General features: G+C 70.0%; 25 protein-coding genes. 14 read left to right on the top strand and 11 right to left on the bottom strand.

Translation table 11 applies throughout. From position 1 onward, the window contains the following. The first annotated feature begins 83 nt into the window (after positions 1-83). A complete protein-coding gene (locus tag AB7E03_RS14460) occupies positions 84-1,235 on the top strand; it encodes a glycerate kinase (RefSeq protein WP_489942044.1) in 1,152 nt (383 codons plus the stop codon). A 9-nt stretch (positions 1,236-1,244) separates the two neighbouring features. Here the strand turns inward: AB7E03_RS14460 and lplAB are convergent, their stop codons facing one another. The 3 genes from lplAB to AB7E03_RS14445 form a co-directional block, all read right to left on the bottom strand. Next, positions 1,245-2,294 carry a lipoate-protein ligase LplAB gene (lplAB, locus tag AB7E03_RS14455; RefSeq protein WP_489942043.1) on the bottom strand — a complete coding sequence of 350 codons (1,050 nt, stop codon included), beginning with the start codon at positions 2,292-2,294 and terminating at the stop codon, positions 1,245-1,247. Between the two features lie 46 nt (positions 2,295-2,340). Then, positions 2,341-2,553 (bottom strand): hypothetical protein, encoded by a 213-nt coding sequence (locus tag AB7E03_RS14450; protein ID WP_489942042.1) that lies wholly within the window; start codon positions 2,551-2,553, stop codon positions 2,341-2,343. Positions 2,554-2,628: 75 nt separating this feature from the next. After that, a complete protein-coding gene (locus AB7E03_RS14445; protein ID WP_489942041.1) occupies positions 2,629-3,501 on the bottom strand; it encodes an alpha/beta hydrolase in 873 nt (290 codons plus the stop codon). A gap of 73 nt (positions 3,502-3,574) precedes the next feature. Here AB7E03_RS14445 and AB7E03_RS14440 point away from each other — a divergent pair, with 73 nt between their 5' ends. The 5 genes from AB7E03_RS14440 to AB7E03_RS14420 are packed head-to-tail and all read left to right on the top strand — an operon-like array spanning position 3,575 to position 7,245. Next, positions 3,575-4,006, top strand: a complete 432-nt coding sequence (locus tag AB7E03_RS14440) for a MarR family winged helix-turn-helix transcriptional regulator (protein WP_489942040.1) — start codon at positions 3,575-3,577, stop codon at positions 4,004-4,006. A 5-nt stretch (positions 4,007-4,011) separates the two neighbouring features. Next, positions 4,012-5,310 carry an MFS transporter gene (locus tag AB7E03_RS14435; protein ID WP_489942039.1) on the top strand — a complete coding sequence of 433 codons (1,299 nt, stop codon included), beginning with the start codon at positions 4,012-4,014 and terminating at the stop codon, positions 5,308-5,310. Between the two features lie 20 nt (positions 5,311-5,330). Further along, positions 5,331-6,275 carry a prolyl aminopeptidase gene (pip, locus tag AB7E03_RS14430; RefSeq protein ID WP_489942038.1) on the top strand — a complete coding sequence of 315 codons (945 nt, stop codon included), beginning with the start codon at positions 5,331-5,333 and terminating at the stop codon, positions 6,273-6,275. Positions 6,276-6,285: 10 nt separating this feature from the next. Next, complete coding sequence (locus tag AB7E03_RS14425; protein ID WP_489942037.1) at positions 6,286-6,978, top strand: nucleoside/nucleotide kinase family protein; 693 nt, start codon at positions 6,286-6,288, stop codon at positions 6,976-6,978. Positions 6,979-6,987: 9 nt separating this feature from the next. Next, positions 6,988-7,245, top strand: a complete 258-nt coding sequence (locus tag AB7E03_RS14420) for a glutaredoxin family protein (RefSeq protein ID WP_441783109.1) — start codon at positions 6,988-6,990, stop codon at positions 7,243-7,245. 20 nt (positions 7,246-7,265) lie between these two features. On the opposite strand, the gene AB7E03_RS14415 is transcribed toward AB7E03_RS14420, so the two are convergent. Next, on the bottom strand, positions 7,266-7,892 hold the full coding sequence (locus AB7E03_RS14415; RefSeq protein WP_489942036.1) for an MBL fold metallo-hydrolase: 627 nt from the start codon (positions 7,890-7,892) through the stop codon (positions 7,266-7,268). Between the two features lie 17 nt (positions 7,893-7,909). Between AB7E03_RS14415 and AB7E03_RS14410 the strand changes: the two genes are divergently transcribed. The 3 genes from AB7E03_RS14410 (at position 7,910) to AB7E03_RS14400 (ending at position 10,661) form a co-directional block, all read left to right on the top strand. Continuing rightward, positions 7,910-8,698: an alpha/beta hydrolase gene (locus AB7E03_RS14410; protein ID WP_489942035.1), complete on the top strand. Its 789-nt coding sequence runs from the start codon at positions 7,910-7,912 to the stop codon at positions 8,696-8,698. 99 nt (positions 8,699-8,797) lie between these two features. Continuing rightward, the gene (locus AB7E03_RS14405; protein WP_489942034.1) at positions 8,798-9,769 is read left to right on the top strand and encodes an aldo/keto reductase; all 972 of its coding nucleotides are present in this window, start codon (positions 8,798-8,800) and stop codon (positions 9,767-9,769) included. A 31-nt stretch (positions 9,770-9,800) separates the two neighbouring features. Next, on the top strand, positions 9,801-10,661 hold the full coding sequence (locus tag AB7E03_RS14400; protein ID WP_489942033.1) for an aldo/keto reductase: 861 nt from the start codon (positions 9,801-9,803) through the stop codon (positions 10,659-10,661). A gap of 6 nt (positions 10,662-10,667) precedes the next feature. On the opposite strand, the gene AB7E03_RS14395 is transcribed toward AB7E03_RS14400, so the two are convergent. From AB7E03_RS14395 to AB7E03_RS14375, 5 genes are all read right to left on the bottom strand, one after another. Continuing rightward, on the bottom strand, positions 10,668-11,546 hold the full coding sequence (locus AB7E03_RS14395) for a LysR family transcriptional regulator (protein ID WP_489942032.1): 879 nt from the start codon (positions 11,544-11,546) through the stop codon (positions 10,668-10,670). A 63-nt stretch (positions 11,547-11,609) separates the two neighbouring features. Beyond that, positions 11,610-12,320 carry a winged helix-turn-helix transcriptional regulator gene (locus AB7E03_RS14390; protein WP_489942031.1) on the bottom strand — a complete coding sequence of 237 codons (711 nt, stop codon included), beginning with the start codon at positions 12,318-12,320 and terminating at the stop codon, positions 11,610-11,612. A 13-nt stretch (positions 12,321-12,333) separates the two neighbouring features. Next, the gene (locus AB7E03_RS14385) at positions 12,334-12,789 is read right to left on the bottom strand and encodes a VOC family protein (RefSeq protein WP_489942030.1); all 456 of its coding nucleotides are present in this window, start codon (positions 12,787-12,789) and stop codon (positions 12,334-12,336) included. A gap of 52 nt (positions 12,790-12,841) precedes the next feature. Then, a complete protein-coding gene (locus AB7E03_RS14380) occupies positions 12,842-13,501 on the bottom strand; it encodes an MOSC domain-containing protein (RefSeq protein WP_489942029.1) in 660 nt (219 codons plus the stop codon). Positions 13,502-13,545: 44 nt separating this feature from the next. Further along, positions 13,546-15,030, bottom strand: a complete 1,485-nt coding sequence (locus AB7E03_RS14375) for a peptide MFS transporter (RefSeq protein ID WP_489942028.1) — start codon at positions 15,028-15,030, stop codon at positions 13,546-13,548. Positions 15,031-15,168: 138 nt separating this feature from the next. On the opposite strand from AB7E03_RS14375, the gene AB7E03_RS14370 reads away from it, so the two are divergent. The 4 genes from AB7E03_RS14370 to AB7E03_RS14355 all read left to right on the top strand — a co-directional run bounded on the left by AB7E03_RS14370 (position 15,169) and on the right by AB7E03_RS14355 (position 18,356). Further along, on the top strand, positions 15,169-15,606 hold the full coding sequence (locus AB7E03_RS14370) for an Lrp/AsnC family transcriptional regulator (RefSeq protein WP_089915549.1): 438 nt from the start codon (positions 15,169-15,171) through the stop codon (positions 15,604-15,606). 67 nt (positions 15,607-15,673) lie between these two features. Beyond that, a complete protein-coding gene (locus AB7E03_RS14365) occupies positions 15,674-16,099 on the top strand; it encodes an SRPBCC family protein (protein ID WP_489942027.1) in 426 nt (141 codons plus the stop codon). Between the two features lie 89 nt (positions 16,100-16,188). Continuing rightward, positions 16,189-16,935, top strand: a complete 747-nt coding sequence (locus tag AB7E03_RS14360; RefSeq protein ID WP_489942026.1) for a response regulator transcription factor — start codon at positions 16,189-16,191, stop codon at positions 16,933-16,935. Beyond that, entirely contained in the window at positions 16,932-18,356 is a 1,425-nt protein-coding gene (locus AB7E03_RS14355; RefSeq protein ID WP_489942025.1) for a sensor histidine kinase, read from the top strand. The genes AB7E03_RS14360 and AB7E03_RS14355 overlap by 4 nt, the downstream gene beginning before the upstream one ends. 30 nt (positions 18,357-18,386) lie before the next feature. Here the strand turns inward: AB7E03_RS14355 and AB7E03_RS14350 are convergent, their stop codons facing one another. Then, positions 18,387-19,220, bottom strand: coding sequence for an aldo/keto reductase (locus AB7E03_RS14350; protein ID WP_489942024.1), 834 nt, complete (start codon positions 19,218-19,220; stop codon positions 18,387-18,389). Positions 19,221-19,249: 29 nt separating this feature from the next. Continuing rightward, positions 19,250-22,873: a proline dehydrogenase family protein gene (locus AB7E03_RS14345; protein ID WP_489942023.1), complete on the bottom strand. Its 3,624-nt coding sequence runs from the start codon at positions 22,871-22,873 to the stop codon at positions 19,250-19,252. A gap of 94 nt (positions 22,874-22,967) precedes the next feature. Here AB7E03_RS14345 and AB7E03_RS14340 point away from each other — a divergent pair, with 94 nt between their 5' ends. Continuing rightward, positions 22,968-24,557, top strand: coding sequence for a phytoene desaturase family protein (locus AB7E03_RS14340; RefSeq protein ID WP_489942022.1), 1,590 nt, complete (start codon positions 22,968-22,970; stop codon positions 24,555-24,557). Positions 24,558-24,624: the final 67 nt, after the last annotated feature.

Raw genomic sequence — 24,624 nt, 5'->3', positions numbered from 1 at the left:
GCCCTCCAGGGTATCGGAGGACCTGTGGGCTTCCTGAGGATGGGGCCGATCGCGATCGGCGTCCCGGTGTAGCGTCACGTCTCGTGATCGATGCGCACGGCGAACATCGCGCCCGGATCGTCGTCGCACCCGACTCGTTCAAAGGGTCGGCCGGCGCCGACGTCGTCGCGGCGGCCATCGCCGAGGGCTGGCGTCGGGTGCGGCCCGGCGACGACCTGACGCTGCTGCCGATGGCCGATGGCGGCGAAGGCACAGTGGATGCGTTCCTCGCCGCCGTCCCGGGAGCGAGCGAGCGCACGGTGGTCGTCGATGGACCCGACGATCGTCCGGTCACCGCACGCTGGGCGCTGCTGCCGCCATCTGCGGACATGTCCGGCGGAACGGCCGTTATCGAGGTCGCGCAGACCAGCGGCCTGAACCTGCTCGACCCGCTGCGGCCGCTGGAGGCCCACACCCGGGGTCTCGGTCAGGCGATCGCGCAGGCTCTGCGGGAAGGCGTCTCGCGCATCCTCGTCGGGCTCGGCGGAAGCGCCAGCAGCGACGGCGGAGCCGGCGCCCTCGCGGCCCTCGGCGCGCGGTTCACGACCGGAGACGGCACGACCACCCGGGACGGCAACGCAGGCCTCAGCTGGATCGAGGCCGCGGACCTGCGCGGCCTCCCTCCGCTTCCCGAGGGAGGCGTCGTGCTGCTGACGGATGTGCGCAGTCCGCTCCTCGGCGAGCGCGGCGCCGCGCGGGTCTTCGGCCCTCAGAAGGGTGCGTCACTCGCCGAGGTCGAGACGATGGAGGAGAACCTCGCGAACTTCACCCGTCGCCTCGCCGAGCACCGGCCGGAGGCAGCTTCGATCAGCGCAGCGCCGGGCGCCGGTGCGGCCGGCGGCACCGGATTCGGGCTCGCCCTGTGGGGAGCGACGACGACATCAGGCGCGGACGAGATCGCGGTCCAGGTGGGGCTTCCAGACGCGGTGCGAGGGGCCGACCTCGTCATCACCGGCGAGGGCCGCTACGACGCGCAGACCGGCGAAGGGAAGGTGGCCGCGCACGTCGCATCCCTCGCCCGGGATGCCGGTGTGCCCGTCGCCCTCATCGCCGGGCTGATCGCGATCGAACCGGTCGGCTTCGCCGACCGCGTGGAGCTGACCTCGCTAGCCGGTTCGGCCGAGGAGTCCGTGGCCGACACGGCGAAGTGGGCGCGGCGGGCCGGGGAAGTGCTGGCGACGCGCTGGCGCGCCTGAGCCCCCGCATCACGGCACGCGGTAGAGCCACTCCTGCGTGGCGAACTTCTCGGCGACGAGCTTCTCTGCCGCGGCGTACTCGGCATCGGTGAGGTCGCCGTCGGTCGCGCCGTACAGATTCTTGAACGTCAGCTTCATCTGCTCGATGATCTCGGCGCGGCTGAGCCCGGTCTGGCTGCGGAGCGGATCCACACGCTTGGCCGCACTCGTGATGCCCTTGTCGCTGATCTTCTCGCGACCGATGCGGAGCACCTCCGTCATCTTCTGGCCGTCCATGTCGTAGCTCATGGTGACGTGGTGCAGCACGGCACCCGAGCCGAGGCGCTTCTGGGCCGCGCCGCCGATCTTGCCCGACGGGCTCGTGATGTCGTTGAGCGGCTGATAGACGGCGTCGATGCCGAGCGACTTGAGCGCGATGATCGCCCACTCGTCGAGGAAGGCGTAGCTGTCGGCGAAGCTCATGCCCTGAACCAGGTCGGCCGGTGCGTAGATCGAATAGGTGACGACCGATCCCGCCTCCATGAACATCGCGCCACCGCCGGTGATGCGGCGGACGACCTGGACGCCGTACTTCTCGGCGTTCACCGGGTCGACCTCGTTCTTGACCGACTGGAAGCTTCCGATGACCACGGCGGGCTCGTCCCACTCCCAGATCCGCAGGGTCGGCCCCCGGCGGCCCTCGCCCACTTCGTTCGTGAGCACCTCGTCGAGCGCGAGGTGCAGCTGCGGCGAGACGGCCTTCGCGTGAACGATCTGCCAGTCGTAGTCCCGCCAACTGGTCGCCTTGGCGAGCGCGCGACGGACGGTCACAGCGACCGCCTCCGGCGAGAAGCCGAGCAGGCTCGCGCCCTCGGGCAGGGCCTCCTTGACGGCGGCTGCGATGGTCTTCGCATCCGCCTCGGCCGGGAGCCCGTTCACTGCGGCGTCGATGGCCTCGAGCGCCGTGTCCGGTTCGAGGAAGAAGTCGCCGGCGAGCCGGAAGTCCGCGATCCGGCCGTCGACCACCTCCAGGTCGACCACGACGAGCTTGCCACCGGGGACCTTGTACTCACCATGCATACCCCAACCCTACGACCGCCGGGCGGGACGGACGCTCGGGCAGCGATCAGCGAGGCGGAGCGCCTGTCGGCTCGCCGAACTCGTCGATCTGCCGGTCCGGCCGGCGGGCGAAGCTCACGCCGATCCCGATCAGCAGGATGACGAGAAGGAGCCCCAGGATGATGAGGATGTTGACGAAGTCGGACTCGTGCCCGGTGAACGTTGCCGGATTGTCGACCGGTGTGAACCTCCACAAGCCGAGTGCGGTGCTGATGCCCATGACGACCTCCCGTCACCAGTGTCGCCGCGCGTGTGCGCTCGCGAAAGACACCGCACGGTCAGAACGGAGTCACCTTCAGCCACGGGGCGGGAACCGCTCCGCGAGCCAGGCCGTGAGGTCGTCGAAGACCTCGGCGCGGTTGATCTCGTTGAAGATCTCGTGGCGAGCGCCGTCGTAGACGATCGTGGTGACATTCGAGAGCCCCGAGCGTGTCCGGTACGCCTGCTCGAGGCGGCGCGCGCTCACCGGGCCGCCGAGCGGATCGTCGGATCCGACCTGGATGAGCACGGGGATGTCGGGCAGCCCGCGGGACGGCCGGCCGAGCAGCCGCGCCGCGTCGAGCATCCCGAACAGCTTCTGCAGCGGGGTGAGGGTCGTCAGCGGATCGTCGACGAACGCCTGCGCGACGGCGGGGTCGCGGCTGAGCCACTCGGCCCCGGTGGTGCCGAGTGCCGCGAAGCGCTTGTTGAGGTCGCCGCCGTTCATCGACCCGAGCATCCGGTACGCGGTGCCCGAGAGCACCATGGCGTCGTAGTCGTCGCCGTAGCGGTTGAGGAGCAGCTGCCCGATGAGGGAGCCCCAGCTGTGACCGACGTAGATGAGCGGGAGATCGGGGTTCTCTTCGCGGATGCGGAGGCTGAAGGCGTGCACGATGCGCACGGCGGCTCGCAGGCCGCCAGGCCCCAGTTTGCCGAGCCGCGTCGCGTCGCCGTCCCACTGCTCCATCCCGGTGCGCCCGTGGCCGAGGTGGTCGTCGGCGTAGACCAGGAAGCCAGCGCTCGCGAGGTGCTCAGCGAGCTCGCGGTAGCGGCCCGCGTGCTCGCCCACCCCATGCGCGAGTTGCACGACCGCCGACGGTCGTGCGCCCTCCGGCAGGGGCGCGTAGACATCGAAGTAGACGCGGACACCGCCTTCGGCGTCGAAGCTGCGTCCCTGTTCGCTCTGCACGGCCTCATTCTGTCGTACGCCGCCAGCGAAGGGGGGTTTAGTTAGCAAGCCTAATTTGTTAGGCTAACTATGTATGAACGGACGCCTGTCGACTCACGACCTGAGCAGCGCCCTCCGCATCGCGGTGGCGCGGCTCTCCCGGCGACTCCGCGCCGAGAAGGCGGACCACGAGCTCAGCGACTCGCAGACCGCCATCCTCGGCTACCTCGTCCGCGAGGGATCCGGCACCGTCGGCCGGCTCAGCGAGTTCGAACGCGTGAAGCCGCCGTCGATGAACCGCACCGTCAACCGGCTCGAGGAAGCGGGCTACGTCGCCCGCACCGCCGACGAGGCCGACGGCCGCAAGGTCGTCGTCGTGCCCACCGAGCGTGGCGCCGCGCTCGTCGCCGAGACCCGCAAGCGTCGCGACGCGTGGCTGCACCAGCGTCTGCGCACCCTCACCGCCGAGCAGCGCGCCACCTTGGCGGCGGCCGCCGAGATCATGCGGGAGCTCGCCGACTCGTGAGTGCCATGTTCCGCTCCCTGGCGGGGGTCAACTACCGCATCTGGGCAGCCGGGGCCATCGTCTCGAATGTCGGCACCTGGATGCAGCGCACAGCGCAGGACTGGATCGTCCTGACCCAGCTGACCCACAACAACGCCTCGGCGGTCGGGTTCGTCATGGCCCTGCAGTTCGCGCCTGCGCTCTTCCTGCTGCCGGTGACGGGATGGGCCGCAGACCACCTCGATCGCCGCAAGCTGCTCATGGCCACCCAGGGGGCGATGGGCGCGCTGGGTCTCGGCCTCGGCATCCTCACCGTCAGCGGGATGGTGCAGCTCTGGCACGTCTACCTCTTCGCCCTGCTGCTCGGGATCGTCGCGGCCTTCGACGCCCCGGCCCGTCAGACGTTCGTCTCGGAGCTGGTCGCCGGTCCGAACCTCTCCAACGCCGTGGCACTCAACTCGGCGTCGTTCAACGCCGCGCGGCTGATCGGGCCGGCGGTCGCCGGGCTCCTCACCGCCGCGGTCGGCGCCGGATGGGTGTTCCTCATCAATGCGGCCACCTTCGGGGCGGTCCTGGCCTCACTGGCGATGCTGCGCAGTGATCAGCTGTACCGGAGAGAGCGGGCGAAGCGTTCCCGCGGCGGTCTGGTCGAAGGCTTCCGCTACGTGCGACGGCGCCCGGACATCCTCGTCATCCTCGTCATGGTGTTTCTCATCGGCACCTTCGGCCTCAACTTCCCGATCTTCATCTCGACCATGTCGGTCAGCGTGTTCCACCAGGGCGCGGGCGAGTACGGCATCCTCTCCTCGATCATGGCGATCGGGTCGGTGATCGGTGCCCTGCTGTCGGCGCGACGCGATCGGCCGCGGGTCTCCCTGCTCTTCGCGGGAGCCGCGTTCTTCGGCTTCGGCTGCGCCCTGGCCGCGGTCATGCCGACCTACTGGCTGTTCGCGCTCGCCCTGATCGTGATCGGCGTCTCCTCGCAGACCCTGATGACCACGGCGAACGGCACCGTGCAGATGACGACCGACCCGATGCTCCGCGGACGTGTGATGGCCATCTACATGGCGATCTTCATGGGCGGCACGCCGATCGGGGCTCCGATCGTCGGCTGGGTCGCCGACACCTTCGGGCCCCGCTGGGCGCTGGGCGTCGGGGCCGCGAGCGGCTTCGCCGCAGCGCTGGTCGGCGTCTTTTACCTGATCAAGTACCGGGGACTCCGCGTCAGGTTCGCCGGGATGCGCCCGCGCGTCGTCCTCGCGCCGCGCGAGGTCGTCCGCGAAGAGCTCGAGGAGAACGAGGTCACGGCCACCCGCACCTCCTGAGCCCGCGGTACGGTACCGGGATGTTTCCTGTGACCGACACCCTCGCGTCCGGCTGGGTGGAGAACCCGGACAGCGACCGCATCTACTGGGAGACAAGCGGCAACCCGCACGGGATCCCCGCGCTCTGGTTGCACGGCGGCCCGGGCTCAGGACTCGGCTCCGGCAGCTATCGCAAGCGTTACGACCCCGACGTGTTCCTGATCGTCGGCGTCGACCAGCGCGGTTGCGGGCGCAGCACTCCGCTGGTGGTGGATGCGCTCGATCGCCTGCCGCGCAACACGACGGAAGGGCTGATCGCCGACATCGAGCTGGTGCGTGAGCACCTTCGCATCGACCGCTGGCTGGTGACCGGAGGCTCGTGGGGGTCGACACTGGCCCTGGCGTACGCGCTCGCGCATCCCGATCGCGTCCGCGGCATCGTCCTCGGCGCGGTGACGACGACGGGACGGGACGAGGTCGACTGGATCAGCGAGACGGTCGGACGGATCTTCCCGGAGGCGTGGGAGGCGCTGGAACGCGACTCGCACCGCCGCCCCGGCGAGCGCGTGGTCGAGGCCTACGCACGTATCCTCGCGACCGGGACACCCGAGGAGCGCACCGCCGCCGCCGACGCGTGGGACGCCTGGGAATCGACCCACGTGTCCCTCGACCCGAATTACACGCCGGGGCCGCTGCACGAGGATCCGGTACAGCGGCTTGTCTTTGCGACCCTGGTGACGCACTACTGGGCGAACGACGCGTTCCTGCCCGGCGACCGCGCCATCCTGAGCCGGGTGGACGAGCTGGCGCACATCCCCGCTGTTCTCGTGCACGGCCGGCACGACGTCAGCGGGCCGGTCATCACGCCGTGGCTGCTGCATCGGCAGTGGCCCGCCAGCCGGCTGATCGTGGTGGAGGACGAAGGGCATGGTGGCCCTCGCTCCATGGAGCGCATGGCGGAGGCGATCAGCGGGTTCGGGCGCTGATCGCAGCAGAATGGGACGCGTGACTTCCTTCGCCTCCTCTGCGACCGATCCGAGCGATCCGACCGCCCTCGCTCGCCGCGCCCTCGCCCTCGCTCAGGGCGGCCGGGCCATCGTCGGCGTCGCCGGAAGCCCCGGCTCGGGCAAGACGACCCTCGCGCGTGCCGTCGCGCGTCGTGCGAACGAGCTCGCCGGGGCGGGCACCGCAGTGCACCTGCCGATGGACGGGTTCCACCTGGCGAACGCCACCCTCGACGCGCTCGGCCGGCACGATCGCAAGGGCGCGATCGACACCTTCGACGGATGGGGATTCGCCGCGCTGCTCGAGCGCGTGCTCGCGGAGACGGCCAATCCGGTCTACGCCCCCGCCTTCGAACGAAACGTCGACGAGCCGGTCGCGGGATCCATCCCGATTCCGCCCGGCACGCGGCTCATCGTCGCGGAAGGCAACTACCTGCTGGTGGACCAGGATCCGTGGTCGCGCATCCCGGCTCTGCTGGCCGAGAGCTGGTTCGTCGCGACACCGGAGAACGAGCGGATGCGGCGCCTCGTCGACCGGCACACCCGCCACGGCCGCACGGTCGAGGCGGCAACGGCATGGGCACGCGATGTGGATGGAGCCAACGCGGTCATCATCGAGGCATCCCGCTCGCGCGCCGATCTGATCGTCGACGGCACCACCGGTCTCCCAGGAGACACCGCTTAGCCTGAAGCAATGACTTCCCCGACCGCATCCTTCGACCGCGTGACCGTCTTCGGCGCCGACTGGTGCCGCGACTGCATCCGCTCCAAGTCCCTCCTCGACCGCCTCGGCGCCGACTACGAGTACGTCGACCTCGTCGCCCGCCCGGAGGAGGCGGACCGCGCTCAGCAGATCAGCGGCCGCACGAACATCCCGGTCATCGTCTTCCCGGACGGCCGCCACCTCGTCGAGCCGACCGACCCGGAGCTCGAGGCCGCGCTGCGCGGCTGACGCCGGATCAGCTCACCTGATCAGTCGAGCCGACCGGCGCGACCGTGACCGGGCAGGACCAGCCGCGGCCGCATCGCGGTGATCGCCGCGAGTGTCGCGTCGGCCTGGCCCTGGTCTGAGATCAGCATGCCCGGGAGGTTGATCAGGCGCCCCCTGGACATGATGCCGGCATCTCCGATGAACGCGACGCCGCGCCAGCGCACGAGGTGATGACCCGGCGTGTGCCCCGGCGCCGGGACGACGACAACCCCGGGCGCGACCTCGAACTCGGCGTCGTCAGGCAACTCGGTGAGCTGCGGCAGGTCGGCGTGACCGGGCCGGTTGAACCGGCGCATCATGCGGCGCGTGCGCGTCGGGGGCGCGACCTCGCCGCGCAGAATGCGCGCATCCGCCGCCCCGAGCCAGACCGTCGCTCCGGTCGCCCGCTGGACGGCGGCGGCCGCGCCCACATGATCCGGGTCGTAGTGGGTCAGCACGACATCCGTGATGGCGGGGATGCGCGCTGCCTCGAGCTCGGCGACGAGCCGCTTCGCGCCGGACGGGACCCCCGTATCGACGACGATGGAACGATCGTCGGCCTCGATCAGGTACGCATTCGCTCCACGCGCGCCGTCGAGGCGGTGGACGCTGTCGATCAGCTCTCGCATGGTGGGATGCTAGTCCCGTGGCTGATCCAGACCTCGCACGGCTCCGCGCGGAAGCCGCCGAGCGGGCGCGGGCACGGCCCCGGCTGCCCTTCGACGGGACGGTGTCCGACGACACCGTCGGTGGCGTCCCGGCCCGGTACTACCGGCCGGCACGCGCCGCGCATCCCGAAACCGGCGTCGTCTTTCTGCACGGCGGCTACGGCGTGCTCGGCGACCTCGAATTGCAGGATGCGTACGCCAGGCGCATCGCGGGCACACTGGGTGTCCTCGTGCTCTCACTCGCCTACCGGCTCGCTCCGGAGTTCCTCCTCGCCGACTCCGCCGCCGATGCAGTGGCCGGCGCGGACGTCACGCGTGCCGCGGGTATCGAGCGGGTCGTGCTGTGGGGCGACTCCGCCGGAGGCGCGGTCGCTCTCGCGGCCGCACGCAGCGCGCGGGTCGACGGCCTGGTGCTGACCAATCCGAACGTCGACCTGAGCCTGTCGCGCTACGACGATGCGGCGCCCGGCGGCCCCGGTCGCGAGCTGTCGGAGTGGGCGTTCTCTCGCTGGGCCGGCGTCGCGCGGCTCGCGGATGCGCCCGACCTCGCCGCCGACATCAGCCGGCTACCACCCGTGTTCGCCGCCGTCGGGTCCGAGGATTCGCTGCTGCCCGACGCCCGGCACCTCGTCGCGCGGTGCGCGCACGCCGGCGTCCGCGCCACCCTGCGGGTCGTGCCCGGCGCCTCCCACGGGTTCATGGGCGGCCGCGACACGGCCGTCGCCGAGGCGATCATCGGCGAGGCCGGCCGCTTCATCATCGACTGACGGGCCTGACTGGACTGACGCGATTCATCGTCCAGGGCGCGCAATCCCATCCACATCACCTGTTGGACATGTGGACGCGTTCGGCGGAGAGTGGCGAGCATGGAGTACACACACCTGGGCCGGTCCGGCCTGAAGGTCTCGCGCCTCGTCCTCGGCACGATGAACTTCGGTCCGCAGACCACCGAAGAGGATTCCCACCACATCATGGACGCCGCGCACGACGCGGGCATCAACTACTTCGACACCGCCAACGTCTACGGCCAGCACAAGGGCCGGGGCGCCACCGAAACGATCGTCGGCAACTGGTTCGCCCAGGGCGACGGCCGCCGCGAGCGCACCGTTCTCGCCACCAAGCTGTACGGCGACATGGGCGACTGGCCGAACGAGAACCGGCTGTCGGCGCTGAACATCCGCCGCGCCCTCGACGCCAGCCTGAAGCGGCTGCAGACCGACTACATCGACATCTACCAGTTCCACCACGTCGACCGGAACACGCCCTGGGACGAGATCTGGCAGGGCATCGAGACGGCCATCGCGCAGGGCAAGATCCTGTATGCAGGATCGAGCAACTTCGCCGGATGGCACATCGCGACGGCGCAGGCCGAGGCCCGCAGGCGCAACCTCCTCGGGCTCGTCAGCGAGCAGTCGATCTACAACCTCCTGACGCGCCATGTCGAGCTGGAGGTGCTCCCTGCGGCCCAGGCGAACGGCGTCGGCGTGATCGCCTGGTCGCCCCTGCAGGGCGGCCTTCTCGGCGGGGTCGTGCGCAAGCAGAACGAGGGCAAGCGTCGCCTCGAGGGTCGCGCGGCGGAGACGCTGGAGAAGAACCGCGAGGCGATCGAGGCGTACGAGGCCTTCGCGGAGGAGCTCGGTCACGAGCCCGGCGACCTCGCACTCGCGTGGCTGCTCACCCGCCCGGGCGTCACCGGACCGATCATCGGCCCGCGCACGCAGGAGCAGCTCGACGGCGGCCTGCGTGCACTCGACATCCACCTCGACGATGCGGCGCTCGCGCGGCTCGACGAGATCTTCCCGGGCCACAAGACGGCCCCTGAGCACTACGCCTGGTGACCCCGGGCGTGACGGACACGAAGGAGAACAGGTGAAGACACGCACAATAGGCGACGTTCAGGTCTCGGCGATCGGCCTCGGCGGGATGCCCATGTCGATCGAAGGGCGCCCCGATCGCGAGCGCTCGATCAAGACCATCCACGCGGCGCTCGACGAGGGCATCACGTTCATCGACACGGCGGACGCCTACCACCTCGAGGCCGACGAGGTCGGCCACAACGAGGAGCTCATCGCCGAGGCGCTGCGCTCGTGGGGCGGAGACTCCTCCTCGGTGCTCGTCGCCACCAAGGGCGGCCACCTCCGCCCCGGCGACGGTTCGTGGACGCTGGACGGCCGGCCCGAGTACCTCAAGGAGGCCGCGAAGGAGTCGCTGCGACGCCTCGGCGGCGACGCGATCGGGCTCTACCAGTTCCACCGGCCCGACCCCGAGGTCCCCTACGCCGAGTCGGTCGGCGCGGTGCGCGACCTGCTCGACGAGGGCATCATCCGCATGGCGGGCATCTCCAACGCGAACCCGCAGCAGATCCGGGAGGCGCAGGAGATCCTGTCCGGCCGGCTGGTGTCGGTGCAGAACCAGTTCTCACCTGCCTTCCGGTCGAGCGAGCCGGAACTCCGTCTGGCGGACGAGCTGGGTATCGCGTTCCTGCCCTGGAGCCCGCTCGGCGGGATCAGCTCGGCCAGCGATCTGGGCAGCAGGTTCGAGCCGTTCAAGGATGTCGCCGACGCTCGAGGGATCAGTCCGCAGGTCGTCGCCCTGGCCTGGCACCTGGCGCAGAGCCCGCACGTCATCCCCATCCCCGGCTCGTCGCGTCCGGAGACCATCCGCGACTCGGTGACCGCGGTCGACGTCGAGCTGACGCCGGAGGAGCTCAGCCGGCTGAACGCGGCCTGACCTCCGTCAGACCGTCGCGGTCACCGGGTCGAGCTGGGTCAGGAAGGCGGCCGCCGCCGGACTCGGCTGCTCCGCGACCGCGACGGCCACCCGCCACGCCGGGGCGCCCCGCAGGCCGACTGCCCGCAGGGCGTCCGGGCGTTTGAGGGCGAAGCTCGCCGGCACCACGGCCACGCCCAGGTTGTAGCCGACGAGGTCGAGCAGGGGATGCACGTCGTTGACCTCCATCGCCGCACGGTAGTCGAACCCGGCCGCCGCGAAGGCGCGTCGGGTGAGCGCCTGGGCGCCCCATCCCTCCTGGAAGCCGACGAGCGGCTCGCCACGGAGACTCTCCAGCGGGATGCTCTGCTCGGCCGCGAAGCGGTGACCGGGGTGGCACAGCACGAGCATCTCCTGGGTGCTCAGCGGGCGCAGGTGCACGCCCGACGGCGTGTGGCCCGTGTCCACGACCAACGCGATGTCGGTGCGACCGCCCGCCACGTCATCCACCAGCTCCTCGGAGCCCGAGTAGCGCAGGCGCACCTCGACGCCCGGGTTCTCGGTCCGGAACGCGGCGAGCTCGGCCGGCAGGTCGACCGACCCCAGGCACGGCTCGGCGCCGATCGTCAGTCGCCCGCGTAGCAGCCCACGGACGGCGGCGACCGCATCCCGTGCGGCGGCGGCGCTGGCGAGCGTTCGCACCGAATCGGCGAGCAGCGCCTGGCCGGCGGCCGTCAGTTCGACCCGGCGCGTGCTGCGGATGAACAGCGACGTTCCGAGCTCCTGCTCGAGGGAACGGATGGATGCCGAGAGACCGGACTGCGAGATGCGCAGCAGTTCGGCGGCACGGGTGAAGTGCCTCTCCTCGGCGACGGTGACGAAGTGCTCGAGCTGGCGCAGTTCCATTGCGCGATCGTACTGCTGAATAGCTGTGCGCTCATAACTCGCGCCGATGCGGCGACCGCTCCCTCACGCCGCCGACGACTGCGCGGTCGCATCCTCCCCGGGGATCGGGTCGAACCGGAAGGTCCGCCGGAAACGTTCGACGAAGTCCTTCCGCCCCGCCAGCACCTCGATCGTCGGAGTGCCGTCGCCGAGCAGAACCTCCAGGTCGGCGAGCGCGACCCGGAACTCGAGCACATCCTCTGGAGTGCCCACCGTCAGCCGCCGCTGCGGCTGCGGGAGGGCGTCCGGGCCGACGTCCATGACATCCAGCGCGTCGCCGTCCACGACCGCGCTCACCGAGGCCGCGTCCACGTGGAGGACATACTCGGTCGCCGGCAGACCGGCGGCGTCGTCCCGCCGGAAGGCTGCACGCAGCGTCACCGCCAGTGCGTCCGCCGTGAAGACGTCGTCCGCACCCGGCTCGGCCGGCACGGCCCACCCCCACCGCTCCAGCGCGAGCACCACCGGCTCGAGCCCCCGCCCGAGCGGCGTCAGCTCGTAGCCGCCGCGGACGACAGGCACCCGCCGGATGATGCCCGCCTGCTGCAGTTCCTTCAGGCGGTCGCTCAGGATGTTCGTCGGGATGCGCGGTAGTCCCGCCTTCAGATCGCTGTAGCGGCGCGCGCCGGCGAGCAGGTCGCGGACGATGAGCAGTGCCCACCGTTCCCCGACCCGCTCAACCGCACGCGCGACCCCTCCGGACTGGCCGAAGCCGCGCGGTGACCGTGTGGCCATGCGGGATGCCGGGTCAGGCCTGCGCCTGGGCTCCGGCGCCCTGCTCGGCCAGGTAGGCCTCCGGGCCCTTCTCGGCCGCCTGCGGCACCATGTAGACGTAGGACAGGTTGTTGCCGTCGGGGTCCTCCAGGTCGCGCGAGTACATGAAGCCGAGGTCCTGAGCCGGGCGGGGCTCGGAGCCTCCGGCCTCCAGGCCGTTGGCGACGATCGCGTCCACCTCCTCACGCGAGGTCGCGCCGAGGGCGATGGTGGCGCCGGCCTGCGTCGCCGGGTCGATGATCTGCTTGTCGGTGAAGGTGCCGAGGTACTCCCGCGTGAGCACCATGAAGTAGATGGTGTCGCTCAGGACGACGCAGGCGGCGTTCTCATCGGTGAACATGGGGTTGATGCTGTACCCGAGCGCCTCGTAGAAGGCCTTCGAGCGGTCGAGGTCGTTCGTCGGAAGATTGACGAAGATGTTGGTGGCCATGATGTTCCTCCCAATCGGTGGTTCGTTGGGACTTAGCTTGCTCTTTGCAAGTTCACTTGTCAAGAACAAGTAAACGACGGGATCGCAGTTTGGCGATCGCCTCTCGCATCTCGCGGACGAGCGTCAGCATCCCCTCGCCCTCCGCCGCCTCCAGCGCGTCGGCCTGCGCCGCGTCAGCGCCCGAGAACCAGGAGGCGACGGTGACCCCGTGCCCCGGCCGCGACAGCACCCGGACCTCGTCGCCCGCGCCGACCTTGCCCGACTTCACGACCGACAGGTAGGCGCCCGGCCGGCCCTCCTGCGTGAAGCGCTTCACCCACTGCGGCTCGCGCATCCTGCGCTGGAAGACCGCGCACGGCTCCCTCGGACAGGTCACCTCGACGACCAGTTCCTCGCCGATCGCCCATCGCTCGCCGATCTCGGCGCCGTTCACGTCGAGTCCGGCCGTCCGCAGGTTCTCGCCGAAGAGACCCGCCGGGATGGGCCGCCCGAGCTGCTGTGCCCAGAAGTCCGCATCCTCATCCGCGTACGCGTAGAGCGCCTTCGACGCGCCGCCGTGGTGCTTCCGGTCCGCCTGCACGTCGCCGTACAGCCCGAGCGGGCGCACTCGCAGGCGCTTCTCGACCGGCCGCTTGTCGATCGCGGTCACACCGATCGCCCCTGAATCGTGGACGAGCTGCTCCACGCGGCATACCGCCAGAATCTCTGCCATCCGGCCAGTATCGCAGCGCGGCCGAACCTCAGCGGAGCCGAACCTCAGCGCACCCCACGCATCATCCGGAGCACCCACGGGCTGACCAACGCCAGAAGCACGCCGATCACGATCGCGACGCCGCCGATGGCGCTGAAGTAGATCCCCTCGGTCGCCGGCGTGTACAGCTTCGCCAGCTGGCCGGCCATCGCCGTGCCGAGCGCCACCGACAGGAAGTAGAGCGCCACCATCTGCGCCCGGAACGCGCGCGGCGAGAGTTTCGTCGTCACCGACAGCCCCACGGGCGAGATCAGCAGCTCGGCCACGGTGAAGACGAACAGGATGGCGACGACACCCAGCAGCGGAGTGCTGTTCGCTCCTCCGCCCGCCCAGATCAGGAACAGGAAGAAGGCGAGCCCCATCAGCACCGTCCCCGCAGCGAACTTGATCGGTGTCGACGGCTGCTTCTCGCCCCACTTCGTCCAAATGGCGGCGAAGACGCCCGACAGCACGATGATGAAGATGGGATTGATGGACTGCACCCACGAGACCGGGAACTCCCAGCCGAAGATGTTCCGGTTCAACCGTTCGTCCGAGTAGATCGTGACGACGGTGAACTGCTGCTGGTACAGCGACCAGAAGGCGGCGTTGGTGATGAACAGCGGGATGAACGCGACCAGGCGACTCCGCTCCTCCGCGCTCAGCAGACGCGACGACATGATCACCACGAAGTAGGCGATGGCGGCGACGATCGTGACGCCGATGACCCACAACGCGAGGTTGAACGCGTTGATGACGTGGGTGAGCACCAGGACGACGATCACGATCACCCCGCCGACGCCGACGCCGATGACCAGCCCGAACCGGGAGCGCTCGAGGGGATGCGGCACATGACGCGCCTCCTCCGGAAGCCGTTTGCGACCGAAGGAGTATTGGATGAGCCCGATCGCCATCCCGACCGCCGCCAGCGCGAAGCCCCAGTGGAACCCCAGCGTCGTCTGCAGCAACCCGGTGAGCAGCGGACCGAAGAAGGCGCCGAGGTTGATGCCGAGGTAGAACAGCGAGAAGCCGGCGTCGCGCCGCGGATCCTTCTCCGAATACAGCGTGCCGACGATCCGGGTCGCGTTCGCCTTGAGCCCTCCGCTACCGAGGGCGACGAACAGCAGGCCGACCAGCACGCCCGCCACACCGGGGATCAACGCGAGCGAGATGTGCCCCGCCATGATGACGACCGCGCTCCAGAACAGCACCCGCTCCGAACCGAACAGCCGGTCGGCGAGCCACGCCCCCAGGATGGTGGAGAGGTAGACGGCGCCGCCATACGCGCCGACGACCCCAGCCGCCGTCGGCTGGTCGATCGCCAGGCCGCCCTGCTCCGCCGAGTAGTAGAGGTAGATGAGCAGGATGCCCTGCATGCCATAGAAGGAGAACCGCTCCCACATCTCCACGCCGAAGATGTTGGAGAGGGCCCGCGGCTGCCCGAAGAAGCCGTGACTGGAGTCGTCCTCGCGTCGCGACGGGGCGGTGTCGGTTTCGCTCATGGCGCCCATGGTCCCACCGTCCGAGTCCCGGGTGAACGCCCGCTTTGGTCTCGCTATGGCGCACGGTGGTGTGTCAGATCGTGCGCGCGGCGCACAATACGGCCACTTCCCTCACCTCTACGCAACGATTCACCATAAGCTCGGCACGTGGACAACCTCGATCGCAGCATCCTCGACCTCCTCCGTCAGAACGCGCGGGCGGGCTACGGTGACATCGGTTCCGTCGTCGGGCTGTCCGCCTCCGCCGTGAAGCGGCGTGTGGACCGGCTGGTGGCCGACGGCGTGATCCGCGGGTTCACCATCCAGGTCGACCCGGCGATCGACGGGATGAGCACCGAGGCGTACGTCGAACTGTTCTGCCGCGGCACGGTCTCACCCGAAGAGTTGCTGCGCATCCTCTCCGCCGTCCCCGAGGTCGTCGATGCCGGAACCGTGACGGGCAGCGCCGATGCGATCGTCCACATCCGCTCGCGCGACATCCCGAGCCTGGAGGCCGCCCTCGAGAAGGTGCGCCTCGCGCCCAACGTGGATCACACCCGCAGCGCGATCGTGCTCTCGCGGCTGATCAACCGCGGTCACGCCTGACGACGCGGCCGCCGGTGCGTCGCGAAACTTCAAGACGCCCGACCGCGGGCCGCGCGAGACTTACCCCATGAGCACGACAGCACGAACCGACGTCCACGTCGACGCCTCACGCGAGCGCCTCTGGACGGCGCTCACCGACCCCGACACGATCGCACGCTTCCTGTTCGGCAGCCGGGTCTCGACCGACTGGCAGCAGGGCAGCCCCATCGTCTACCGCGGCGAGTGGGAGGGCCGGCCGTACGAGGACAAGGGCACGATCCTCGAAATCGTGCCAGGCGACCGCCTCGTCACCAGCTACTACAGCCCGCTGAGCGGCAAACCGGACGTGCCGGAGAGCTACCAGACGGTGTCGTACCTGCTCGCCGACGACGGCGAGGGCACCCGGGTCACCATCACGCAGGACGGCTGCGCGGACGACGCAGAAGCCGAGAGGATGAGCGCCAACTGGGCCATGGTGCTCCAGGAGCTGAAGTCGGTCGTCGAGGAAGACTGAGCGTCCTCCTTCGAGAACCTTCAGCCCGCGCAGGGCCTGCTGCGGGGCGGTGGGAGCGGCGGCACGGCCAACAGTGGCACGATGGGCGCATGAAGCTGCTCGTTGTCGAAGACGATCCGGACATGGGAGGCCTCGTCCAGCGGGGCCTCGCTGCCGAGGGCTACGACGTCACCCTGGTCACGAACGGCGTGGATGCGCTCATCGCGCTCCGCGGCGACGCCTTCTCGGCCGCCGCGATCGACGTCATGCTCCCCGGGATGAGCGGCTTCGAGCTGTGCCGCCACATCCGGGAGGCGGCGAACCCGATGCCCATCCTGCTGCTCACCGCACGCGACGCCATCGAGGACCGCGTGCACGGCCTCGACTCGGGAGCCGACGACTACCTCACCAAGCCGTTCGCGTTCGCCGAGCTCGCCGCCCGGGTGCGGGCACTGCTCCGGCGGGAGCCGACCGGCATGCGGCCGCAGGTGAGCGTCGGCCGGCTCACCATCGACTCGCACGAGCACCAGGCGCTCGTCGCCGGCCACGAGATGCCGCTGAGCCGGCGCGAGTTCACCCTCCTGCGCCTGTTCGCCACCAACCCGGACAAGACGCTGTCGAGGTCCGACATCCTCGAGTCCGTGTGGGGCACCACCGAGAACATCGGAACCAACGTCATCGACCAGTACGTGTCGTACCTTCGGAAGAAGCTGGATGCGGCGGGCGCCGGGCTCTCCATCGTCACGGAACGCGGTCGGGGCTACCGGCTGGACGCCCGCAACGCGGTCGACCGGACCCGAGCAGCCGGCGCGGCCGAGCCGACACCGACCACGCACAACACCGCTTCGACGCCGTGAACTGGGTGCGGCGCCTGTCGATCACGGCGCGGATCACGATCGGCAGTCTCGTCGTCGCCGCCCTGCTCGCACTGGTCGCCGTCGTCGTCATCCGCATCGGGGTGTCGTCCATCCTGCACAACGCCACGGTCACGCTGCTGAACAACGACGTGGTCGCGCCCGCGCAGTCGCTCCTGTCGAAACCGTCCGGTCCCTTCGATCTGCCGGGTGGCGGCCAGGAGCTGGCGATCGTGGATGCACAGGGTTCCGTCCTCGCGTCGACAATGCCGGAGGCGCTCGAGAACCGTCTCGCGCGGTTGATCAACCAGGGGAAGGACCCCCGCGAGGTGCAGGTCGGTGACGACCACTACCTCGTCCTCAGCCGCAGCGTCACCACGTCCGACGGCGTCATGCATGTGGTCGCGGCTCGCAACGATGAGACGACGGCGCTGATCCTCGACCGGCTGACGGCCGCGCTGCTGGCTGGCGCGGGTATCCTGATCTTCGCCTTCGGGGCGGCGTCGTGGCTGCTCGCGCGCACCGCGCTGCGGCCGGTGAGCAGGATGCGGGAGCAGGCGGACCGGATCGCCGGCTCGACCCCGGAGGAGGCCGGGCTGCTGCCGGTCGGCCCCGCCCAGGACGAGCTCTCCGAACTGGCGACGACCCTGAACGACCTGATCCTGCGGCTGCGGGCGTCGGCGGATCGCGAGCGGCAGATGGTGTCGGATGCGAGCCACGAACTGCGCACACCGCTCGCAGTGCTTCGGGGGCAGCTGGAGCTGGCCGAGCTGGATGCCGGAGATCCGGACGCGCTGCTGGCCGACGTCCGCTCGTCGCACGCGACGGCGATCCGGCTTGCCGCGCTCGCCAACAACCTGCTGGAGCTGTCGCGGATCGAGGCGGGCCCATCGAGCGGGCGGATCGACTGGCGCACCCTGGTCGACGAGCTGACCGACGCGATCGATCGGGCGCGGTTGCTGGTGAGCAGCGACGACGAGGCGGCCGGGATCTCGGTCGACTTCGAGTACGACCCCAGGCGGCGCCCGGATGCGCGGGCACGGGTGGCCTTGTCCCCGACGGATTTCGGCCGGATCCTCGACAACCTTCTCGGGAACGCCATCACGGCGATCCGCTCGTCCGACGGCGAGCGCCCGGATGCGACAGTGACCGCGCAGCTGGAGCTGGTGACGGACGACGACGGCGGTGAAGCCGTGGTGCTCACGGTCTGCGATTCGGGGCCGGGCATGCCGGAGGAGTTCATCCCCGTGGCGCTCGACCGCTTCACGCGCGCCGACGGCGCCCGCACCGGCCAGTCGGGTGGTGGGCTCGGGCTCGCCATCGTGGGCGCCTTGGCGGAGGCCGCTGGCGGCCGTGTGGTATTGGCGAACGCGTCACCGTCGGGGCTGACGGCGACCGTTACCCTGCCGCTGCGACGCGACTGAGGCGGCGGTCGCCAGCCGACTGCGCCGGACTCAGTGTCCGGTGCGGTCGGAGTCGACACCCGCGTCCGGCCCCTCGTCCAGCGCCTCGAGCGCGGCGAGGTCGTCGGCGTCGAGCTCGAAGTCGAACACCGTGAGGTTCTCGGCCATACGCTCGGGGTTCCGCGACTTCGGGATGGCGACGAGCCCGTTCTGCACGTGCCAGCGGAGGACGATCTGCCCGGGCGTCCGGCCGTGCTTGTCGGCGAGCTGGGCGAGCACGGGCTCGGCCAGGAGGTCGCCGGTCCCTCCGATAGGGCTCCACGACTCGGTGACGATGCCGTGGTCGCTGTCGTAGGCACGCTGCTCCCGGCGTGGGATCGCCGGGCTCAGCTGGATCTGGTTGACGGCGGGGGCGACCCCGGTCTCGGCGATGATCCGGTCGATGTGGGCCGGCTTGAAGTTGGAGACGCCGATCGCGCGCGCCTTGCCGGCGTCGCGCAGACGGATGAACGTCTCCCAGGTCGAGACGTACTCATCGCGTTGCGGTAGCGGCCAGTGGATGAGGAGCAGGTCGACGTAGTCGAGCCCGAGCCGTTGGAGGCTGTCGTCGAGCCCGCCCATCGCGCGGTCGTCGCCCTGGTAGACGCCGTCGAGCTTGGTCGTGACGAACCACTCGTCGCGGGGCACCCCGCTGTCGGCGAGGCCGCGACCGACGCCGATCTCGTTGGCGTACTTCACCGCCGTGTCCACGTGCCGGTAGCCGATCTCCGCGGCCGCGACGACGGCCTTCCGCACCTCTGCGTCGTCGAGCGGCCACGTCCCCAGGCCCAGCTGGGGGATGCTGCCGCCGCCATCGAGGGGAAGGGAGGGGATGGATGTCGTCATAGCTGCCACAGTACGCGAGCGCTCACTTCTCACAGCACCTCGTCGGAGAGGTGCGTGGGGTTTCCGAAGCGGTGGTTCGTGATCGAGATGGCCTGCTCGTGCAGGAAGGTGAGCACCTCGATGCGCCCGGACGGTGTGACCGGCCCGCTGTGGACGGCGACATCCGGGGTCCCGCCCAGCGCCGCGGCGAGCGCCGCGGGGTCGCCGCCGATGAGCCGGATGCGGTGAGCCGTGATCCGGCGCGACCGCACCCGCGATAGCCAGTGCGCGTCGCTTTCGACCACGACCTCCACCTCTCGCTCTCGCAGCACCGCGAGCATCCCCTTCGGCAGCCTGGCAGGCGTGCTGACCGTGAACGGCGCACGTGCGACCGTGGCGGCCGCCATCACCCGCAGCAATTCGGGCAGCGAGCTGCCCTCGGAGAGCCGGATGGCCACGGGCACCGGCCGGTAGCGGAAGAGGTTCCGCTCGACACCGAGGGCCGAGACGTCGGTGACGCGGTGGTATTCGGTGGCCACCGCGATCGCGTCGCTGAGCGCGGATCGCCGCACCAGGTCGAACGACGGGTAGTCCATCGACGACTGCCCGGACTCGATGAGCTGAGTGACGCGTGGCTCGAGTCCACGCAGGTGCAGGCTCGAACTCGAGTGACCCGCCTCCGGCACCCAGGTACCGAGACCCAGCAGGTAGTTCGGGCCCCCGGCTTTGGCCCCCGCGCCGACAGACGACCGCTTCCAGCCGCCGAACGGCTGCCGGCGGACGATCGCGCCGGTGACGCCCCGGTTGACGTACAGGTTTCCGGCCTCGACCGTGTCGAGCCACAGGGCGAGCTCGTCGGAATCGAGCGAGTGCAGGCCGGCGGTGAGTCCGTACTCGACCGCGTTCTGGAACCGGATGGCCTCCTCCAGGTCGCGCGCCGTCATGATGCCCAGCACGGGCCCGAAGAACTCGGTGAGATGGAAGTACGACCCGGGCTGGACGCCTGTGCGAACGCCCGGAGACCACAGGCGACCGGAGTCGTCGAGCCGCCGCGGTTCGACCAGCCACTCCTCCCCCGCTCCGAGGGTGGTCAGCGCATGCAGCAACTTGCCCGAGGCCGGCTCGATGAGCGGTCCCATCTGAGCGACCGGGTCCTGCGGGTAGCCGACGCGCAGGCTGGTCACCGCATCCACCAGCTGATTGCGGAACCGCTCTGAGGTCGCCGCCGATCCGACCAGGATGACGAGGCTCGCGGCGGAGCACTTCTGGCCGGCGTGCCCGAATGCGCTCTTCACGATGTCCGAGACGGCGAGGTCGTAGTCGGCGCTCGGCGTGACGATGATCGCGTTCTTCCCGCTCGTCTCGGCGAGGAGCGGGAGGTCCGGACGCCACGAACGGAACAGCTTGGCCGTGTCATACGACCCGGTGAGGATTACGCGATTCACCCGTGGATCGGAGATCAGGTGCCGGCCGAGCTCGTTCTCGGCCACGTCGACCAGGGCGAGGAGCTGGCGGGGGATGCCCGCCTCCCACAGCGCCTCCACCATCACTGCCGCTGATCGGCGAGCCTGAGGCGCCGGCTTGATGATGACGCCACTGCCTGCGGCGAGCGCCGCGAGCACGGACCCCGCCGGAATCGCGACGGGGAAGTTCCACGGCGGAGCCACGACAGTCAGCGCGGCCGGGATGAACCGAGCTCCCTGGACCGCGTCCAGTTCGCGGGCGCGGGTCGCGTAGTAGTGGGCGAAGTCGACCGCCTCGCTCACCTCCGGATCCGCCTCGGCAATCGTCTTGCCGGTCTCGGCCGCCATCACCTCGATCAGGCGGTCGCGGTTGGCTTCCAGCGCGTGCCCGGCCCGATCGAGCAGGGTTGCTCGGTCGTGCCCGCTTCGCCGTCCCCACTCGCCACCGGCGTTCGCGACTCCCTCCATGATCGCGTCGAGACGCGCCGGGTCGTCCACGACGGCGGCTGTGATGGTGTCCACGCCGATCGCCGAATCCGCAGAGCGCGACAGGATGCGGCGTCCCCAGGCCCGATTGGCAGCGCGCGATGGATCGGTGTCGGGCGCGTTGCTGAAGGCGCCCGACTCGGTCGGCACCTCCATACCACCGGAGCCTCGCGTCAGCCCGAGCACGACACTGGTGAGCCCTTCCGCCTGTGCTGTCGCTGCTTCTGGGGCGGGCGGCCTCGTGAAGGAGGGCGCTGACGCCTCCTCCCACTCCCGGGTGCGGTCCTGCTGCCGATTCGGCACGGGCGCCGCCCCGCGCGGCCCGCCGTCTGCTTCCAACTCGGCCACGGACGCCAGGAAGCGCTGCTTCTCCCGTTCGAACAGCTCGGTGTCGGAGGCGAGCTCGAAGACCGCCGACATGAAGTTCTCCGGGCTGGCGTTCTCCTCCAGCCGACGGATCAGATACGAGATCGCCACGTCGAACTCGCGTGGGTCGACCACCGGCGTGTAGAGCAGCAGCCCGCCGACCGTGCGCTTGACGGCCTCGGCCTGTGCCGTGGCCATGCCGAGCAGCATCTCGAAGTCGATCCGGTCGGTCACACCGCGCCTTGAGGCGAGCAGCCACGCGTAGGCGATGTCGAACAGGTTGTGACCGGCCACGCCGATCTTGACCGCGTCCGTGTGCTCCGGCGTCAGCGACCAGTCGAGCACCCGCTTGTAGTTCGCGTCGGTGGACTGCTTCGTGCCGTAGGTGGCGAGCGGCCACCCGTGGATGGTCGCATCCACTCGCTCCATCGCCAGGTTGGCGCCCTTGACCACCCGGACCTTGACGGGCGCGCCGCCGGCGACGCGCCGCTGCGTCGCCCACTCCGTGAGCGTCTGCATCGCATCGAGGGCATCCGGGAGGTAGGCCTGCAGCACGATGCCCGCCTCCAGGCCCAGCAGCTGCGGCTTGCTGAGGATGGTGGTGAAGACTGCCATCGTCAGGTCGAGGTCGCGGTACTCCTCCATGTCGAGGTTGATGAATTTCGGCGTCGGGGATGCGGCGGCGAGCTCGTAGAGCGGGGTCAGCCGGTCGACCACGCGTTCGACGGTCTCGTCGAACGCCCACATCGACAGCTGAGACGCGATGGACGACACCTTGATCGACACGTAGTCCACGTCGTCGCGCGCAAGCAGCGCACGAGTGCCCTCGAGCCTGCGCTCGGCCTCCTTCTCGCCCAGCACCGCTTCGCCGAGCAGGTTGAGGTTGAGGCGCGCGCCGTGGCCCTCCGAGTCATCGGGCGCCCGGAGCCGTTCGATCGCGGGCCCGAGCTTCTCGGGCGTCGCATCCACGACGAGATGGCCGACCATGCGACGGAGCACCCGCCGAGCGATCGGGATGACCACCCACGGCAGCACCGGCCCGAACACCCCACCGAGCCAGATCGCGAGCCGCATGTACCAGGGCAGGAAGGCGGGGATGCGCTTGGCGACCCGCTGCAGGTTGTACCCGGCGACGAACAGGTCTTGAGGCCGGGCCACACCGTCAACGAACCCCACGGCGAACTCCAGCCCGTGCGGGTCGCTGAGGACTCCGGCGAGCCGTTCCGCAGCGGGATCCCTCGGGGGCGCGTCAGCCCCGTTGCCGTGCTTGCTCTCGGCGAGCCAGCGCTGCACCAGCTCGACCGCCTCGTGAGCGATCGTCGCCGGGCGCGCCTCGGCGCCATCCGTTGTGTCGACCATGATGACGACACTATTACCCGGTGCTGGACGGGCTCGGAAGCGACCTGAAGTTGTGGAGAACTGCCTGTTCTCCACCGCGGCTAGAGTCGTTCCCATGACCGACCGCTCCTCTTCGCCCGCCACCCAGACGCACGACATCGTCATCGTGGGCGGCGGGCACAATGGGCTCACCGCCGCCGCCTACCTCGCGCGGGCGGGGAGGTCCGTCATCCTCCTGGAACGGTTGGAGGAGGTCGGCGGCGCAGCGGTCAGCGCCCAGGCGTTCGACGGGGTCGAGGCCCGCCTCTCGCGCTATTCGTATCTCGTCAGCCTCCTCCCCCAGCGCATCATCGAGGACCTCGGGCTCGACATCCGGCTCGTGCGGCGCCGGTACTCCTCCTACACTCCCGTCCCGGGAGACCCCGACGGTGCGGGCCTCCTGATCGACAACACCGACGCCCAAGCGACCGCCGCATCCTTCGCCCGGATCGGCGCCGCGGACGACGCCGCAGCCTTCGACGCCGTGTACGAGACCACCGGCGGGCTCGCCCGCGCCCTCTGGCCCACCGTGACCGAGCCCCTCCTGACCCGGTCCGAGGCCAAAGCGCTGGTCGGAGACGACGAGGCCTGGCGTGCCCTCGTCGAGCAGCCGATCGGCGAGTTCATCGAGTCCCGCCTGCAGAACGACCTGGTGCGCGGCGTCGTCGCCACCGACGCCCTGATCGGCACGTTCGCAAGCCTCTCCGACCCCCGACTCGACCAGAACCGATGCTTCCTCTATCACGTGATCGGCCAGGGCACCGGGGAGTGGGATGTCCCCGTCGGCGGGATGGGCGCGGTCACCGGTGAACTGGCCCGGGTCGCCCGCGAGGCCGGCGCCCGCATCGTGACGGATGCGGAGGTGACGCGCATCGACGCCGACGGCACGGTCGAATACCTCCGCAACGGGCATGAGCGACGGGTCGTCGGCAGCCGGGTGCTCGCCAACGTGGCGCCCGATGTCCTGGACGCACTGCTCGGCGAGACCCCCCAGCCGCCCCGGCCGCGGGCCGAGGGCGCGCAGGTGAAGGTCAACCTCCTGCTTTCGCGTCTGCCGCGCCTCCGCGACGAGGCCATCGACCCGAAGGCGGCCTTCGGCGGCACCTTCCACATCAACGAGACGTACACCCAGCTCGAGGAGGCGTACTCGGGCATGACCCGCGGTGTGATGCCCGACCTCCTCCCCTGCGAGATCTACTGCCACACGCTCGCCGATCCGAGCATCCTCGACCCCGAACTCGCCGCCACCGGAGCGCAGACGATCACCGTGTTCGGCCTCCACACGCCGGATCGCTGGCTGACCGATGAGAACAACGACGCCACCAGGCAGCGGCTTCAGGATGCGGTGCTCGCCTCCCTCAACTCGGTGCTCGCCGAGCCGGTGGAAGACCTGCTCCTCACCGACGCCGACGGTCGCCCGTGCATCGAGACGAAGACCACGCGCGACCTCGAGCAGGCCCTCAACATGCCCGGCGGCAACATCTTCCACGGCCCGCTCTCCTGGCCGTTCGCCGAAGACGACGAGCCGCTCGGAACGCCGGCCGAGCGCTGGGGTGTCGCCACGCGGCATCCGCGCATCCTCATGTGCGGCTCTGGCGCCCGGCGCGGGGGCGCCGTCAGCGGACTCGGCGGCCACAACGCCGCCATGGCCGTCCTCGAAGACTGAGAGCCCTCATAGCCGCCCCCTGCCGTTTCGCGGCGACCGTGGCTAAGGTGTGGATCACCAGAGGCTG

This window comes from Leifsonia sp. RCC_180 (assembly GCF_058138205.1).
Note: the sequence above shows the minus strand (reverse complement) of the source record. Positions and strands in the feature narration are given on the sequence as shown.

Coding starts and splice junctions, on each gene's coding strand:
- AB7E03_RS14390 (WP_489942031.1), bottom strand. CDS start 12,320: ATGGCCACACGGTCACCGCGCGGCTTCGGCCAGTCCGGAGGGGTCGCG.
- lplAB (WP_489942043.1), bottom strand. CDS start 2,294: ATGCATGGTGAGTACAAGGTCCCCGGTGGCAAGCTCGTCGTGGTCGAC.
- AB7E03_RS14365 (WP_489942027.1), top strand. CDS start 15,674: ATGAGCACGACAGCACGAACCGACGTCCACGTCGACGCCTCACGCGAG.
- AB7E03_RS14385 (WP_489942030.1), bottom strand. CDS start 12,789: ATGGCCACCAACATCTTCGTCAATCTTCCGACGAACGACCTCGACCGC.
- AB7E03_RS14340 (WP_489942022.1), top strand. CDS start 22,968: ATGACCGACCGCTCCTCTTCGCCCGCCACCCAGACGCACGACATCGTC.
- pip (WP_489942038.1), top strand. CDS start 5,331: ATGTTTCCTGTGACCGACACCCTCGCGTCCGGCTGGGTGGAGAACCCG.
- AB7E03_RS14440 (WP_489942040.1), top strand. CDS start 3,575: ATGAACGGACGCCTGTCGACTCACGACCTGAGCAGCGCCCTCCGCATC.
- AB7E03_RS14375 (WP_489942028.1), bottom strand. CDS start 15,030: ATGGGCGCCATGAGCGAAACCGACACCGCCCCGTCGCGACGCGAGGAC.
- AB7E03_RS14345 (WP_489942023.1), bottom strand. CDS start 22,873: ATGGTCGACACAACGGATGGCGCCGAGGCGCGCCCGGCGACGATCGCT.
- AB7E03_RS14395 (WP_489942032.1), bottom strand. CDS start 11,546: ATGGAACTGCGCCAGCTCGAGCACTTCGTCACCGTCGCCGAGGAGAGG.
- AB7E03_RS14420 (WP_441783109.1), top strand. CDS start 6,988: ATGACTTCCCCGACCGCATCCTTCGACCGCGTGACCGTCTTCGGCGCC.
- AB7E03_RS14450 (WP_489942042.1), bottom strand. CDS start 2,553: ATGGGCATCAGCACCGCACTCGGCTTGTGGAGGTTCACACCGGTCGAC.
- AB7E03_RS14380 (WP_489942029.1), bottom strand. CDS start 13,501: ATGGCAGAGATTCTGGCGGTATGCCGCGTGGAGCAGCTCGTCCACGAT.
- AB7E03_RS14405 (WP_489942034.1), top strand. CDS start 8,798: ATGGAGTACACACACCTGGGCCGGTCCGGCCTGAAGGTCTCGCGCCTC.
- AB7E03_RS14435 (WP_489942039.1), top strand. CDS start 4,012: ATGTTCCGCTCCCTGGCGGGGGTCAACTACCGCATCTGGGCAGCCGGG.
- AB7E03_RS14415 (WP_489942036.1), bottom strand. CDS start 7,892: ATGCGAGAGCTGATCGACAGCGTCCACCGCCTCGACGGCGCGCGTGGA.
- AB7E03_RS14350 (WP_489942024.1), bottom strand. CDS start 19,220: ATGACGACATCCATCCCCTCCCTTCCCCTCGATGGCGGCGGCAGCATC.
- AB7E03_RS14425 (WP_489942037.1), top strand. CDS start 6,286: ATGGGACGCGTGACTTCCTTCGCCTCCTCTGCGACCGATCCGAGCGAT.
- AB7E03_RS14360 (WP_489942026.1), top strand. CDS start 16,189: ATGAAGCTGCTCGTTGTCGAAGACGATCCGGACATGGGAGGCCTCGTC.